The organism is Candidatus Endomicrobiellum cubanum, from assembly GCF_031278955.1.
GTDB classification, from domain to species: domain Bacteria; phylum Elusimicrobiota; class Endomicrobiia; order Endomicrobiales; family Endomicrobiaceae; genus Endomicrobiellum; species Endomicrobiellum cubanum.
On record NZ_JAITJM010000058.1, the window covers coordinates 1 to 14259 of the forward strand.

The 14259-nt window shown below is 32.4% G+C and carries 17 protein-coding genes; 4 read left to right on the plus strand and 13 right to left on the minus strand.

Translation table 11 applies throughout. The annotated features are described in order from the left end of the window. The 10 genes from LBD57_RS05525 to LBD57_RS05570 all read right to left on the minus strand — a co-directional run. On the minus strand, nt 1–504 hold a 504-nt coding region (locus tag LBD57_RS05525), incomplete at its 3' end, for a glycosyltransferase family 9 protein (protein ID WP_373470338.1). Further along, nucleotides 492–1421: a glycosyltransferase family 9 protein gene (locus LBD57_RS05530; RefSeq protein WP_373470339.1), complete on the minus strand. Its 930-nt coding sequence runs from the start codon at nt 1419–1421 to the stop codon at nt 492–494. The genes LBD57_RS05525 and LBD57_RS05530, both read right to left, overlap by 13 nt. A 131-nt stretch (nt 1422–1552) precedes the next feature. Beyond that, a complete protein-coding gene (locus LBD57_RS05535) occupies nt 1553–3214 on the minus strand; it encodes a glycosyltransferase family 9 protein (RefSeq protein ID WP_373470340.1) in 1662 nt (553 codons plus the stop codon). Further along, nucleotides 3204–4451 (minus strand): 3-deoxy-D-manno-octulosonic acid transferase, encoded by a 1248-nt coding sequence (locus LBD57_RS05540; RefSeq protein WP_373470341.1) that lies wholly within the window; start codon nt 4449–4451, stop codon nt 3204–3206. Before LBD57_RS05540 ends, LBD57_RS05535 begins: the two co-directional genes overlap by 11 nt. A 105-nt stretch (nt 4452–4556) precedes the next feature. Next, complete coding sequence (locus LBD57_RS05545; RefSeq protein ID WP_373470342.1) at nt 4557–5129, minus strand: hypothetical protein; 573 nt, start codon at nt 5127–5129, stop codon at nt 4557–4559. Continuing rightward, nucleotides 5129–6061 (minus strand): protein translocase subunit SecF, encoded by a 933-nt coding sequence (gene secF / locus LBD57_RS05550; protein WP_373470343.1) that lies wholly within the window; start codon nt 6059–6061, stop codon nt 5129–5131. Before secF ends, LBD57_RS05545 begins: the two co-directional genes overlap by 1 nt. Before the next feature lie 12 nt (nt 6062–6073). After that, nucleotides 6074–7411, minus strand: coding sequence for a protein translocase subunit SecD (gene secD / locus LBD57_RS05555; RefSeq protein WP_373470344.1), 1338 nt, complete (start codon nt 7409–7411; stop codon nt 6074–6076). A gap of 767 nt (nt 7412–8178) precedes the next feature. After that, entirely contained in the window at nt 8179–8574 is a 396-nt protein-coding gene (gene yajC / locus LBD57_RS05560) for a preprotein translocase subunit YajC (RefSeq protein WP_373470345.1), read from the minus strand. Between the two features lie 14 nt (nt 8575–8588). After that, on the minus strand, nt 8589–9719 hold the full coding sequence (tgt, locus tag LBD57_RS05565) for a tRNA guanosine(34) transglycosylase Tgt (protein ID WP_373470346.1): 1131 nt from the start codon (nt 9717–9719) through the stop codon (nt 8589–8591). Then, entirely contained in the window at nt 9719–10384 is a 666-nt protein-coding gene (locus LBD57_RS05570; RefSeq protein WP_373470347.1) for an HD domain-containing protein, read from the minus strand. Before LBD57_RS05570 ends, tgt begins: the two co-directional genes overlap by 1 nt. A gap of 400 nt (nt 10385–10784) precedes the next feature. Between LBD57_RS05570 and LBD57_RS05575 the strand changes: the two genes are divergently transcribed. The 3 genes from LBD57_RS05575 to LBD57_RS05585 all read left to right on the plus strand — a co-directional run bounded on the left by LBD57_RS05575 (nt 10785) and on the right by LBD57_RS05585 (nt 12417). Continuing rightward, complete coding sequence (locus LBD57_RS05575) at nt 10785–11000, plus strand: PD-(D/E)XK nuclease family transposase (protein WP_373470353.1); 216 nt, start codon at nt 10785–10787, stop codon at nt 10998–11000. 705 nt (nt 11001–11705) lie between these two features. Beyond that, on the plus strand, nt 11706–12005 hold the full coding sequence (locus tag LBD57_RS05580; protein ID WP_373470348.1) for a hypothetical protein: 300 nt from the start codon (nt 11706–11708) through the stop codon (nt 12003–12005). A gap of 97 nt (nt 12006–12102) precedes the next feature. After that, nucleotides 12103–12417 (plus strand): hypothetical protein, encoded by a 315-nt coding sequence (locus LBD57_RS05585; protein WP_373470349.1) that lies wholly within the window; start codon nt 12103–12105, stop codon nt 12415–12417. Between the two features lie 291 nt (nt 12418–12708). Here the strand turns inward: LBD57_RS05585 and LBD57_RS05590 are convergent, their stop codons facing one another. The 3 genes from LBD57_RS05590 to LBD57_RS05600 all read right to left on the minus strand — a co-directional run bounded on the left by LBD57_RS05590 (nt 12709) and on the right by LBD57_RS05600 (nt 13940). Further along, on the minus strand, nt 12709–12882 hold the full coding sequence (locus tag LBD57_RS05590) for a hypothetical protein (RefSeq protein ID WP_373470350.1): 174 nt from the start codon (nt 12880–12882) through the stop codon (nt 12709–12711). A 5-nt stretch (nt 12883–12887) separates the two neighbouring features. Beyond that, complete coding sequence (locus LBD57_RS05595; protein ID WP_373470351.1) at nt 12888–13109, minus strand: phosphoribosyltransferase family protein; 222 nt, start codon at nt 13107–13109, stop codon at nt 12888–12890. A 135-nt stretch (nt 13110–13244) separates the two neighbouring features. Continuing rightward, complete coding sequence (locus LBD57_RS05600; protein WP_373470352.1) at nt 13245–13940, minus strand: N-glycosylase/DNA lyase; 696 nt, start codon at nt 13938–13940, stop codon at nt 13245–13247. Nucleotides 13941–14137: 197 nt separating this feature from the next. Here LBD57_RS05600 and LBD57_RS05605 point away from each other — a divergent pair. After that, nucleotides 14138–14259 (plus strand): AAA family ATPase (locus LBD57_RS05605; RefSeq protein ID WP_373470354.1); only part of this gene is annotated, 122 nt, incomplete at its 3' end.

Here is a 14259-nt window from a genome sequence, read left to right on the forward strand (position 1 = left end):
AATAGCAATTGTTTTTGAGGCATCAAGATTATTATCTCCAAACCACTTCTGTACATTTTCGATATTTTCTTTTGGAATACTTAATATGTTTGTATAATCTTGTGGGATTGTTTTTAATCCTGCAATAAAACCTAACTCTCTATTGTTAAATAAAGATGGAACGCCAACTCTTTTTACTTTTTTTGTAAGTAAAAAACTTAAAGATGCTGTTTTAAAGCCTATTCTATTTTTTATATTTGCAAAATATGCACAAAGCAAAGAGCTTGGTGATTCTGAAAAAAGTATTGCTGTGTTTGCTTTGTATTTTCTTAAAAACTTTATAGTATTTCTATCTTTTGGTACTGTTTCATCTATAAGGTTAGAAGCTATAAGAAGAGGCGCAAGAGATGGTTTAACTACAGAGCATATCTTAGCATTAAGTTCTTCTTTAATAGCTTTAAGAACAGGAAGAGAAAACAGAAGATCTCCAAGCTGGTTCATATGAAAAAAAACTATTTTATCCATTTTCCTATTTCCCAAAAAACAGTTTCAGGTTTTATAGCGTTAATATTATCTTTGTTTTCTTTATTTATAAGCAAAGAAAATTTTCCTAGATAAGGAGCTGTTTCATGTATATTTGAACAACCAAATATAAATACTGTCGGAACATTTAATATAGCTGCCAAATGCATAGGGCCTGTATCAGCGCCGACAACAACTTTGCTTTTTGATAGAATTCCAGCAAGCTCTTCTATAGAAGTTTTACCACATAAATCTGTGATTTGATTTGACTGTAGTTTGCCAAAGTCTGATTTTAGTCCCAATACAACTATTTGTATATTTATGAATTTATTTCTAATTAGAGATATCAATTTATGATAATTGTTAACGTCCCAATTTTTGCCTTTTCCTCTGGCAAAAGGAACAAAGGCAATAAAATCTTTTAAAATTCTGTTATTGTTTAAAATATTATTAACATCTATGTCTATTTTTATGTTTACTTTAGGTTGAAAAGCTTTTCCAATTAGAAACTTAACCGGTTCGAGATTTCTCAATGTGGCATTTGTATTTGCTTTTTCTGGGCATACTTCTTTTATTAAAAAATTACTGAACTCTTTCATACCTGGAACGCCGATTTTAATTTTAGCTTTAGCAAATTTTGCAAGGCAAGCGCTTCTTAAAAGTCCTTGTAAGTCTAATATTATATCGTATTTTGTACGTCTTAGACGACTTAAAACTTCAAGAAAACCTTTAACCCCACTTTTGCGATCCCAAGTTATAATTTCATCAATATCAGGACATAATTTAGGGATATCTTCCCAATTTTTAAATACAACCCAACTTATTTTGCACTTTGGATATGCCTGTTTCAAAGCATTTGCGGACGGCAAAGCTTGAACAATATCGCCAAAAGAGCTTGGTTTGATTATTAAAATTTTCATAATGATGTGGATCTCTAATAACTTGTCTGCCTCTAAAACCTTACCGAAGTTATAGCATTCCTTATTCTTTAGTTCTATTACAAACTTTCATGTATAACCCTCTATAAAAAATAAATACAATAAATCTTATATTATAAATATTTCTTTTTTATTTCTTCAAAAACTTCGTCAACAGCTACACCCTGCATACATTTAGGATTTGCACAATTTCTGTTTCTACACGGCTGACATTTCACTTTATGCTGCACAACTTTCGTATTTCTGCTATATGGTCCTGTGCGTTCAGATAAGGATGTAGGGCCAAACACAGCTACAGCTTCTACATTTAATGCTGTAGCTATGTAAATAGGCCCAGAATCATTACCAACAAAAACTTTACACATTTGCAAAAAAGCACATAACTCTTTTAATGTAAATTTGCCAGTCATATCAGTTATTTTAACATTTGCATCTAAAATTATTTCTTCATTTAAACCTTTTTCGCTGCTTCCACCTTCTTTCCCACCGATTAGCACTATATCTGCCTGAAGCTCATCTTTTAATTTTTTGGAGAGTTGGGCATATTTAGATGTTGCCCATCTTCTAGAAATCCAACCTCCGCCAGGGTGTATGCCTACTATTTTTTCTAAATTTACGTTTTCTTTCAGTAATTTATCTGTGACGATTCTAAAACTTTGTTCTGGTATATATATAGGGTAATTAATGTCTGATGGACAGCCTAAATATTTTGCAACTTCAAAGTGGTGTCCTACGCAATGACGACTGCTAGATTTAATCTCTTTTGAAAATAGCCAAGAAAACTCTCTCATACCGTTAGTAGAGGAAGAAGCTATTTTAAATTTTGCTCCTGCAAATTTTACAAGCATTGCAGATTTTGCAAGTCCGTGTAAGTCTATACTTAAATCAAACTTTTGTTTTCTTAAAGTTTTCATTAAGTCTATATAATATTTAATAGATTTTTGTTTTCTATTCCATACAAAAATATTTTCAAGGAGGGGATTGTCTTCCAAAATTTCAAAACAGCGTTCGTCTACTATCCAGCTTAATCTTGCATGAGGATATTTTTTCTTTATAGCAGCAAGTGTTGGTAGTGAGAAAATAATATCGCCAAGTCTACTTGGCTGTACGATCAAAATTTTTGGTGTTGGATGGTATTCTAAATATTTTAATATATCTTTGCCCCAATAATACTTGTTTGTAAATTCGTCCAATTTATTTAATCTTTCTTCAACAAATGTCATTTTATTTTCGATATTGTCATCTTTATTTATGTAAATTGGTTCTCCATAAATTTGAATAGTTTTTGAAAAAGGAAGAGGGATTATAGTTTTGTCCCAAGTTTTTTTTAAAATTAATTTATTTTTTGGAGCACAGTTTATTGGGATAACAGGCACACCTGTTTTTTGAGCAGCGTATATAATGCCGGATTTTAATTTATGATAAGGGCCTTTAGGCCCGTCAGCAGCAAAAGCCGGTGAGTATCCTTTTAGTGCGTACCTTATTATTTCTATCAGCCCTCTTTTTCCACCTCTTGTAGAAGAACCTCTAACAGTTAAATATCCAAAATTTTGTAAAATCTGTGCCAACATTTCGCCGTCTTTTGACAAACTTACCATAATAACGATATTTCTTTTTTTGTTTGACATAAGCATAGAAAATTCATTTCCATGCCAGAATGCATACATTGATGGTTTTGGGTAATGAAAAGTATCGTTTAATGATTTTTTTCTTAAAGTTTTGTCTATAAGACGACATATAAATATTACTATTTTAAGTAACGTTTTATTTTGCATCTAAAATCTCTTTTATTTTATCTATTGTAAAAGATACAGTGCCTTTTTGCTTACTCACAGTTTGTAAAGCTAGATCTCCTACATTTTTTATAAAGTGCTTGTTTGATATAAACATATTTATTTTCTTTGCCAAATCATCGCTATCTTTTACAATAAAAGCTCCTCCACTTTTTAAAAGACATTCAGCTTCAGTTTTAAAATTGTCCATGTATTTACCGAACAATACAGGCTTACCGTAGGCTGCAGGCTCTATAGGATTTTGACCACCTTTATCTATAAGCGATCCTCCTACAAAACAGATGTCAGAAATTGAATATATATCATTAAGTTTGCCAAAAATATCTATTAGAACAAAATCTTCGTTGAAGTCGTTACTAGAAAATAAAGAATAGTTTATATGGTTTTCAGTAAGAATATCTTCTATTTCGTTAATTCTTGAAAGATGCCTTGGCGCAAAAAATATTTTAAAGTTTTTTTCTACTTTTTTGTAAGCGTCTACTATTAACTCTGCTTCTTTTAACCGAACACTTCCTGCAGTAAAAACAAAATCTGTATCTTTAAGCAAAAAATCTTCTCTTTTTGCTATTGTATTAAAATCTTTGTCGTATTTTATATTTCCTGAAACCAGAATAATGCTTTTCCCCTGTGTTAAATATCTAAACCTTTCAGCATCTTCAGCGCTTCTTGCAATGACAACATTAATAAACCCTACAAATTTTTCCCAGAAAAACCTTGCCTTTTTATAAACACAAAACGATTTTTCCGACATCCTTCCATTTACAGTTATAATTTTTGTATTTTTATGCGCCGCTGCGTAAAGCATAGATGCCCATAATTCTGTTTCAAGAATAACAAGTAAATCAGGGTTTATGATGTTGAATGCCTTTTTCATTATTGGGTAGATATCTAAAGGAAGCAAGCATACAAAGCCGATTTTTTGTAGCTTTGCGGCATATTCTCTACCGCTTTTAGTCAGAGAGGTTAAAACAATAAAGTAATCATCTTTAAGACCGTTCAAAAGAGGTTCAACAGCCCGCACTTCACCAAGAGAAGCGCAATGTATCCAAATGGTTTTCTTTGTTAAATTTTTATTAAAAGGTTTAAAACAAGCAAATCTTTCGCCTATTTTATAAAACAATTCTTTTCTGTATTTTTTGTTGAACAGTACTGCTATCGCGATAATAGGCAAGGCAAGAATAGTAAGAACATTATATACAACCAAATAAATTTTTGACATTGATATTACCAAATATTATTAAGTTACGTTAAACTGCTACAGCTGCAGCAACTGTAAAAACTAATTATTGACCTATAACCCCACAACTTGCTGTTGGGAGGTCCATTACTTTCTATTCTTTTTCTTTGATGGAACCCAGTAAAACAAACCTGCAGATGAATATTTAGGATAAATAATGCTAGATTCAACACTTACGTCTATTTTATCGCTAGGAATAACTTTAGAAACTTCTTCATAATATTCGTTTTCTATATTAACTACTCTTATTATTTCGCAATTTTCGTCTTGAGCTTCATTGGAGATAATTCTTTGTACAAAATTCTTTGATTGGTCTAAAGCGTTAACAGCTATGGCAGACACAATTTTACTTGTATGCTCTCCAAAGGCGGTTTCATTTTTTTTGTATTCCTTTTCAATAGTGTTTCCTATAGTTACAAAAAAAATGCTTTGGGCAACCCATTTTGTTGGGGCATCTTTTTCATAAACAAAAGAAAGAGATTCATTTGAAAATGTATCATAAACAACTGCCGGCGATAAAGACTTTATATAAAAACGACAACAACATTGAATAATCTGTTCTAACTCAACAGACATATCAACAACATTTACAAGTTTTCTTACAACTCGAGAAATATCTTTTACGCGAAGATTTATTTTAAAATTCTTTATTTTTCGCATTATTTTGAACTTATATATCCCTTCTTTATAGCAACTTTTAATCTATTTTTTCTTCTTTGTTCACTTTCGTATAGTATAGGTGTACAAATAAACAAAGTAGAAAATACTCCTAGAACTGTACCTATAATCATTATGTAAGCAAATGTGTGTATTACTTCTCCACCAAAGAAAAATAATGAGGCCGCTACTATAAACACTGTCAAAGAAGTAACAACTGTTCTAGAAAGAACCTCATTTATACTCCTGTTTATAATTTTTGCAAAGTCCTCTTTTGCTAAAAGTCTTAAATTTTCTTTTATTCTGTCAAACAAAACAATCGTATCGTTTATAGAATAACCTGCCACAGTAAGAAGTGCGGCAATAACAGTTATATTAACTTCTTTATCTGCAACGATTACAAAACCAAAAGAAATAACAACATCATGGATTATTCCCAAAACAGAAGCTACGCCCCACACTCCTGATTTAAATCTAAACGCCACATAAACAATCATCCCAAGGAAAGCAAAGAAAAACGCATAAAGAGCTTGCTTTGAGAGATATGTGCCAACGCTTGGACCAACATACTCTACTCTGTCTACAGTCATTAAATTACTAGGGAATATCTCTTCAATAGCGCTTTCTACAGCGTTTTTAAATTCTTCTTGCGACGATACGCTTTTCTTAGCGCGTATAATTATGCCTTTACCAGAAGTTTGGAGCTCAAAAAGACCTATATTGCTTCTCTCTAATGCAGAGCGAACATCTTGCAATTCAATTTCTTGTTGAAAAGATGCTTGCATTAAAATACCGCCAGTAAAATCTGTGCCATACTTAGGACCGCCTCTATAAATAAAAGCTACGATAGTAAGCAAAAGCATGAAAGTCGATATCAAAAAAAATTTACGGCGATTGCCTATAAAATCTATATTTGATGATTTGAGAATTTGCACTATAACCTCCGATTATATTTTTAGCTTAAGTAAAAGATTTTCTTTGAATAGCAAATCATATATAAGTTTGGTTACCGATATTGCCGTAAACATGCTCACAATAAGACCTATTGAAAGTGTAACAGCAAATCCCTTTATAGGGCCAGTTCCAAACTGAAACAAGAAAATCGCAGCTATAAGCGTTGTTATGTTTGCATCGAAAATAGTCCAGAAAACTTTTTGATATCCTGCGTCAACAGCCACCCTTGCTGTTTTACCTGTAGCAAGCTCTTCGCGTATTCTTTCAAGAATTAAGACATTAGCATCAACAGCCATCGCAAGCGTTAAAGCTATACCAGCAACTCCAGGAAGCGTAAGTGTGAATTGAAAGTATGCCATTGTTGCCATAAGTATTATCAAATTTAAAGCCAGAGCAATGTCTGCAATAACACCTGAAGCGCGATAATAGCCTATCATGAAAGCAAAAACTGCAACTATACCTATAAGAGCCGACATAAAACCACTTTTTATAGAATCGTCTCCCAAGGTAGGGCCTACAGTTCTTTCTTCTATAATTTTAACAGGTGCGGGAAGGGCACCTGCCCTAAGCACTGTAGCCAAAAGTTTTGCAGATTCTGCATTGAAGCTACCTTCTATAATAGCTTTTCCATCTGGTATTTTTGATTTAATATTTGGAGCTGACTGAACAATACCGTCAAGAACTATAGCCAACCTTCTTCCAATATTTCTTTCTGTAATACCTCCAAACGTTCTAGCGCCTTCTCTATTGAACTCCATTGAAACAATTGCTTGCCCAAACTGCCCGCCAAATTCAACTTTGGCGTTTGTAAGCGATGCTCCTGTCAAAACAGCCTTGTCTAAAATATAGTAGTTTGTATCTTCCTTGCTTTCAAAAACAGATGCGTCTTGAGGCATAGCCGCTTCTATATCTGGGTATGCTGAAGGATCCTCTCGATACTGTGCAGGTGTAATGCCTTTATCTCTAAACAAGTCAAGAGCTTTGTTAGCCTCATTGCTAGTGTTTACTATTCTAAACTCAAGCAATGCTGTTTTTCCTATAAGATCTTTAGCTGTCTGAGGGTTTTTAATGCCTGGTAACTGAATAACTATCCACTTGTCTCCCTGTCTTACTATCAGAGGCTCAGCAACGCCGAACTGGTCTACTCTGTTTCTCATAATTTCAATTGCTCTATCAACAGCATCTTTCACTGATACATTGCTGTCTAGCTGAGATGAATCAACCTCTAAAAGCAGGTGCGTTCCACCTTTTAAATCTAACCCTAATTTTAAAGCTTTTCCCAAAATAGGATCTTTTTCTTTTTCAGCCTGCGCTTTTTTGTCTTCAGACATTTACGACCAATTTATAGATGGCCATACAGCCCAAACTGAAAATACTAATGATGCCACTGTGATCCACAACTTCCAGTTAATTTTGCTCATTAGAGTAATTTCCTCTCATTTATTATCAACTCAAATTTACAGTCCAAAAAACTTGCCACTCTTCTACACATGAGCATTATAGACATAAAAATTTCAAAATAGTCCATAACTTTTGATATTTGAGTATCTACATAAGCTAAAGTGATATAACTTTTGTTTCTTTAATTACTTTTAAAAAGACCATTCCACAGCAAAATTCACTCTTTTATGTATAGCATACTTTGATATATTAATGTTTCTAACACGTGTTTTATGAACATCAGACTTATCTACAAGAATTAATGCAGCCACTATTAGGATTTATAGGATCACCCGACTCATACTCGTGATTGCCTATGTCCTTTAATAACCGCATAGTAAGTAAAGCTGAAAACCGTCCCTGATCATACCTATTTATGAGATTTCCTATATTGTGAATATATCCTGCTATGCCTGCAAGTTCTTGAATTCTCTTTAGGACAGTCAAGATATAACAAAATATTTTTAGCTACAGACGCAACCAACCAATATGCCTTATTCCATTCTCACTATATCCTAGTGTTCCTAGATACTTATTTAGATGATATTAACTATTGTATTTTTCTTTACCGCTTCACGAGTTATGTTTGAATATCTATTTTTATCATCCATTCTTTGTCCGATACTTTAAATTAAACAACACAACTTTTTAAAATAATTTATTTCTTTACAACTTCAGGCACTTTTGCCTGATCGTCGGTTTCTTTTGTTATTATTGTAGCAATTGACTGTTTTGCTACTTGTACAGTAACACCATCTGCAATTTTTACTTCAAGAATGTTATTATCTCTTACGGCACTAATTGTACCGTATATACCTCCTGAAGTTATAACCTTATCGCCTTTTTTCAGAGCATTTAAAGACTTTTGATGCTCTTTAGCTTTCCTCTGCTGAGGTCTTATCAAAAATAAATAGAAAAAAACAAAAATAAGTATAAGAGGTAAAAAGCTACCTAAAGCTCCGGCTCCACCACCAGTACCAAGCTGAGCAAATGCAGCCATAGGTATACACAAAATGTTTGCTAAAATTACTAACAAATTAACAGATTTTCTCATTCTTTTCCTCACATTTATTTTTTTGAATAATATTTATCAAAAAATTCTTTTTTTGCTTTAAGAAACGTATCATTTTCCAGTGACTTTCTTATTTTCGTCATTAAGTCTACCATAAAATGAATGTTATGTAAAGACAACAAAGTAAGATACAGCGTTTCTTGAGATCTAACTAGATGGTTGAGGTACGCTTTTGTATATCCTGTACAAGCCGGACACTTACATTCAGGATCTAAAGGGGTAAAATCTTCTCTAAACTCTGCATTGCATATATTAATTTTCCCAAAACTTGTAAAAACCTGCCCGTTGCGACCATTTCTTGTTGGAATAACACAATCAAACATATCAACACCACGCTCAACACCTTCCCATAAATCTTCAGGCATTCCTACACCCATTAAATATCTAGCTTTATTTTCAGGTATTAAAGGGAAAGTATTTTCTAATACAGAATACATATATTCTTTAGGCTCGCCAACTGAAAGACCTCCTATTGCATAGCCAGCAAAACCAATATTTAGCATTTCTTGCGTACTTTGAGTTCTTAAATCATTATAAGTTGAACCTTGTATTATGCCAAACAGAGCTTGTGTTTCATATGCATTGTCTTTATAAAATTCAGTTTTACACCTTTTAGCCCATCTTAAGCTTAATTCCATTGAATTTTTAGCATATGAATAGTCTGCAGGATATGGAGTACATTCATCAAAACACATTATAATGTCTGCACTGATATCTTTTTGAACTTGTATAGACTTTTCTGGAGAGAAAAAGTGTTTAGAGCCATCTATGTGAGATCTAAATTCACACCCTTCTTCACAAATTTTTCTTATATCGCCTAAACTAAAAACTTGAAAACCGCCAGAATCTGTAAGCATTGGCTTATTCCAAGAATTAAATTTTTGTATTCCACCAGCTTTTTTGATTATATCTGTGCCTGGACGCAAATAAAGATGATAGGAATTGCCTAAAATTATTTGAGCGCCAGAATTGACAAGCCATTCTATAGGTACACCTTTTACAGTCCCTTGAGTGCCCACTGGCATAAAAATAGGGGTTTGAACAACTCCCCTTGTAGTGTAAACCTTTCCTAATCTTGCCTTACATTCAGACGACTTTTTTATTAACTGATAAGACTCGTATTCCATTACAAAAATTTATCCTCATTTATATATAGTTCTAAATCACATTTTAAAACGTTTGCTGCTCTTTTACAGTAAATTGTTCTAGACATAAAAATTTCAAAATAGTCCATTACGGAACAAATTGAAGTATCTATATCTATTTTAAGTTTTATTACTGATTCTTTCTTATCTACAATAACTTCTGCTTTGCGGCAAGCTGCTATCACTAAAGAGTGCTTGTCAATCAAAAACATATTTTTGGTCCTTATTCTTTCGCGACGAACATCTGTTTTATCACCAAGGACCAAAGCCGCAGCCATTGTAGAAACTGGGTCTACGTTTTTGTCTTCATGGCCACCTATAGCTGTAGCTATGGCAAAAACTTCGTCGCCGTATAAGCTTTCGCCAACAATATTTAAAAACATTACCGCACTACTTTGATCATGGGAATGTATAGATACGGTATTTCCTATATCATGCAGATATGCTGCTATTTTTGCAAGCTCTTGTTCCCTCTGATTATATCCTAAACTTTTTAAAATATTTTCTGCAGTCTCTGCAGAACGAAGAGCATGCCCATGTCCATGCTCTTTATATCCCATAACAGCAAAAGCATTATCTGTGAACTCAAAATAAGTCTGTATTTCGGGGTTATTTCTTATTCCCTCAAAAGTCAATATCTCGTTCATAGAAATATTATACAAAATAGTTAAAGCATATCTTTGAAATGTTTATCACAAGATAATAACTTGCAGTTATTTTGTATGCAGTTTTGTACTATAATTAAATCTGAAATACCCATTTTATTAAATCTTCTCTTTATATTTAAAGATTAGAACTATTGCAATTCTTCTCAATTTATATCTATCTCATCTCATATTTTATTTTTCAGGTAAATCTAAAGTTGTTCTCATAGCATACCTCCTATGCATATAATATTGCTATTTAGATATGCATTGCCAATAAAACTGTTATTTCAAAATTAAATTGAACTGTACAATCCAAGCAAAAAAAGGGAACAGTCTTTGCTTGAGCTTTATTTTGTTTAAAAAAATACTTTAAGGAAACAATTTTTGATAAGGTTCCCTCATTGTATTCAAAAATTTATTTGGAGGAGAGAAACATAAGAGAGTATTGGTGTGCTTGCTGAACGCGATTTTGAAAGGAAGACCACTGATAAGTAGTATTAGATTGGTAAATCCAGAGCACAAGAAAAGAAGGAAGAGTGGAAAATCAGCGACATTAGATATAGAAGGAACAATAATCTTTGCACTATTTTTTAGCTCTACAAATCTAAATTGCTGAGGAGATGTTATAATGAAAATCATTGAAAGAAGATGCAAAAGTTCAAATAGATATTAGACTTTGAAAATATATAATGTTCTATCAATGAGAGTATAAAAAGTGAAGAGTTGAAAAGGAGAAAAATTTTTGGGGTTTAATATTGATATATTTAAATTTACCCTAAGAGAGCAATAAAAGGATTACAAAAAACGCAAGAGCAAAACGAAGTAAGTCAAGAAGCGAAATAGAGTGGAAGTGCCATAAAGCATCAGAGAAGGGTGTATTAAACGATACAAAATCAGGCTAGCCACGGCGTATACAATTGGCAAAAGAAATATCGCGATTTTGAGATATAAAGATTGTATGAGTAAAAAACAAAGCTGTTTCTGATATAGAATTAAGAGATTTCATACGGACAACAGGCTTGAATTTTGCAAACACTTGAAGTATCCAAGAAGTCCTACGACTTAACAGATATTGAAAATATAGAGCAATAGGTAGAAGATTACTTATTTTGGTATAATCCACACAAAAAGTTCATGAAGGCTTAAATTGGCTAATGCCTTTTGATTTTAAAGGCAAGTTCTTAAATCAGTCGCTTGATACTTTAAAAGTCTAATTTGTCATAAACGCATGCAATAGGTAGGCTCTAAGAAAAAATGCTTAAATAAGCAAGAAGAGTTCTTAGATAGACAGGCCTAAGGATTTGAAGAGCATAAGAGAGATATGTCCTTAAGTACAGCGATAATAGTGCATGGGATAGGGAAAGTAGAAGATTTTGAAGACAGTAAAAATTATGTTCGTATGTGGGATTTGCCTGCAGTTAAAAATAGCGCAGACAAAGGGAGTAATAGGCATATAACACAAATTGGGAATAAGATATTAAGAACGAGGTTGGTGCAAGTAAGATTGATAGCGATAAGATATAGTGAATATTTAAGGAAGATTAATTTGAAGTTAAAGGCAAAGAAGAGTAGAGAAAAAGTGAAAATAGCAAAAGCGAGGGAGATGTTAGAGATAATATAGAGGAGACTAAAAAATAGATGGGTATTTGTGGATTTTAACAATAGGATGTTGGAATAAAAAATATTAAAAACTAATTCAAAAATCCTGAGAGAAGCATATGAAAAATTTAGAGTCAAAAATTGTAATTTTAGTAATTTTTTTAGGCATTTTACTTTGTAGCTGTAAGAACAAAACAACTACTCAGCGTCAATCTACTAACAAAACAACTACTCAGTATCAATCAGCAGACGTCGATGATCAACATATCTCTCCTGAGGAACAAGAGATAATAGATGCCTTGAAAGCTAACATAGCCAGCATAAATCAAATGAAAAATAAAATAGAACCCGCGCTTGAAAATTTGGAGAACCTCCTAGGTTTAAATAGTTTAAAAAGTGCCTCTTCTTATGACCCTAATGCTAGTAACAACTAGATAGAATAAGTGCTGTACCTTACAATTTCTCCACAACAGCACAATTACGATTATATTTAAAGATATACGGACTGGAAAAACAAAAAAGGTAGCTATATTCCATTATCCAATTAATATTGGCAATCTCAATACGGACAATCTCAGAGACATGGATGAAACTTTAGTTGGATATATAAATAAAAAGCCATTATACACCGCTCTTATTTCTGTAACTAAGTCTGATATTTCTACTCTTAATGTTGTCATTGTATTTTCCCACACTGCTTATGTTAGTGAGTCAATATTTCATGATTATTTTATTAGTAAGCCCCCCCAACGATGGAATCTTTCAAGTGTTTTTTTGTTTGCTAGATTAAAAGTTGCTTTATCAACATCAGATGCAACTATTTCATCAGAAATCTCAACTGAAAGCTTTTTTATTGAATTTATTTTATCTTCATCTTCTTTTGAAAATTTTGAAAGCACAAAATTTACCCTATCCATAAATCTTGGGGATGGACATATGCCAGACTTTGAACTTTTGTAGCGCCTTTTTCTTTTATAACATCTGCAACTTTTGTTAATGTTCCTCCTGTATCAACCAAATCGTCTACAATTATACATGTTTTGCCTTTTACTTCTCCTATAACATTCATTATAGAGACTTCGTTAGGCCCAGATCTTCTCTTATAAACAATTACTAAGTCTGGCATGGATAAGCTTTGCAAAAGATCTTGCTTTTTCTACACCTCCTGCATCAGGCGAAACTACAGCTACATCTTTTAAATTTTTATCTTTCTTCTCATTTTGTCTTAAAAGCTAATTAAATTGTCTAGCTAATAACAAAATTATTTAAAAATTCCACCAGTATTCTTGCACCAAAACAACATATCCAAATGAGATACAGGAATACCTATTTCTTTGGCAAAATCTTGCATTTTCTTTTCTATATCGAGATAAGCTTTTACAGTAAGTGTCTTAGGAATCTCTTCAATTGCTCCATAAAGTTTAAGATTTCTTAAAATGTGTCTATCTAGTATAGCGAGGTCTTTTCCTATACCGATATTTCTTAGAAAATGCCCAGCTTCTTTATACGCTATGCCCTTTATGGTTGCAATAATCCATTCCCTAAGTTCGTAAATATCATTAAAAGAAGCGAGTTTTTCTTTTACTTTAATTTTCTCATTTAATGTAAAAAAGTTACGAGCTTCAACTACATATTTTGCTTTATTGTGTTTAAACCGTACACCACTTATAGTATTTGCTATATCTTCCATGGTTGAATTAAATATCATATTTTTGTCTGCAAGTGCATTTACCGCGGCCCAACATATTACTGCCTTGCTTTGAGGCGTAAAAAGACAAAACACTAATTCCGCAAAAATTTCTTCATCTGTTCCATTTTTCCATACATTATAAAAATGCTTTTCTCTTTGGGATGTAAGTGGCAAAACTTTTTTCCAGAATTCTTTAAGCCCTTCAATTGTGTCAGATGGATCTATTGGTATTTTTAAAAAATCAATAGGAATAAGTTTATTTTTCACACAATATCCTTTGACTTCAGAGGTAATGTCCTAAAGTCTTAGAATTTATCAAAGCATCATATTATATTTTTTACCAAGAGGACAAGTTTTATTGACAATTATTATGTATTATTCACCAAAAAGTTAATAAACTCGTTATAATAGGATATAATATAAAAGAAAAAGTAGTAATAGATTTAAAAATAAGGGAAGAAAGAATGAAGAAGTTACCAATAGGGATACAAACATTTGAGAAGTTAATAAGTGGAAATGCGGTATATGTAGATAAGACAGAAGATATATACAAATTGATAAATAGCGGAAGTGTATATTTTCTATC

Excerpts from the sequence above, each read along its gene's own strand:
- tgt (WP_373470346.1), bottom strand. The coding sequence starts at position 9,719 with ATGGAATACGAGTCTTATCAGTTAATAAAAAAGTCGTCTGAATGTAAG.
- LBD57_RS05530 (WP_373470339.1), bottom strand. The coding sequence starts at position 1,421 with ATGAAAATTTTAATAATCAAACCAAGCTCTTTTGGCGATATTGTTCAA.
- LBD57_RS05580 (WP_373470348.1), top strand. The coding sequence starts at position 11,706 with ATGTCCTTAAGTACAGCGATAATAGTGCATGGGATAGGGAAAGTAGAA.
- LBD57_RS05570 (WP_373470347.1), bottom strand. The coding sequence starts at position 10,384 with ATGAACGAGATATTGACTTTTGAGGGAATAAGAAATAACCCCGAAATA.
- yajC (WP_373470345.1), bottom strand. The coding sequence starts at position 8,574 with ATGAGAAAATCTGTTAATTTGTTAGTAATTTTAGCAAACATTTTGTGT.
- secD (WP_373470344.1), bottom strand. The coding sequence starts at position 7,411 with ATGTCTGAAGACAAAAAAGCGCAGGCTGAAAAAGAAAAAGATCCTATT.
- LBD57_RS05545 (WP_373470342.1), bottom strand. The coding sequence starts at position 5,129 with ATGCGAAAAATAAAGAATTTTAAAATAAATCTTCGCGTAAAAGATATT.
- LBD57_RS05585 (WP_373470349.1), top strand. The coding sequence starts at position 12,103 with ATGAAAAATTTAGAGTCAAAAATTGTAATTTTAGTAATTTTTTTAGGC.
- LBD57_RS05535 (WP_373470340.1), bottom strand. The coding sequence starts at position 3,214 with ATGCAAAATAAAACGTTACTTAAAATAGTAATATTTATATGTCGTCTT.
- LBD57_RS05540 (WP_373470341.1), bottom strand. The coding sequence starts at position 4,451 with ATGTCAAAAATTTATTTGGTTGTATATAATGTTCTTACTATTCTTGCC.
- LBD57_RS05595 (WP_373470351.1), bottom strand. The coding sequence starts at position 13,109 with ATGCCAGACTTAGTAATTGTTTATAAGAGAAGATCTGGGCCTAACGAA.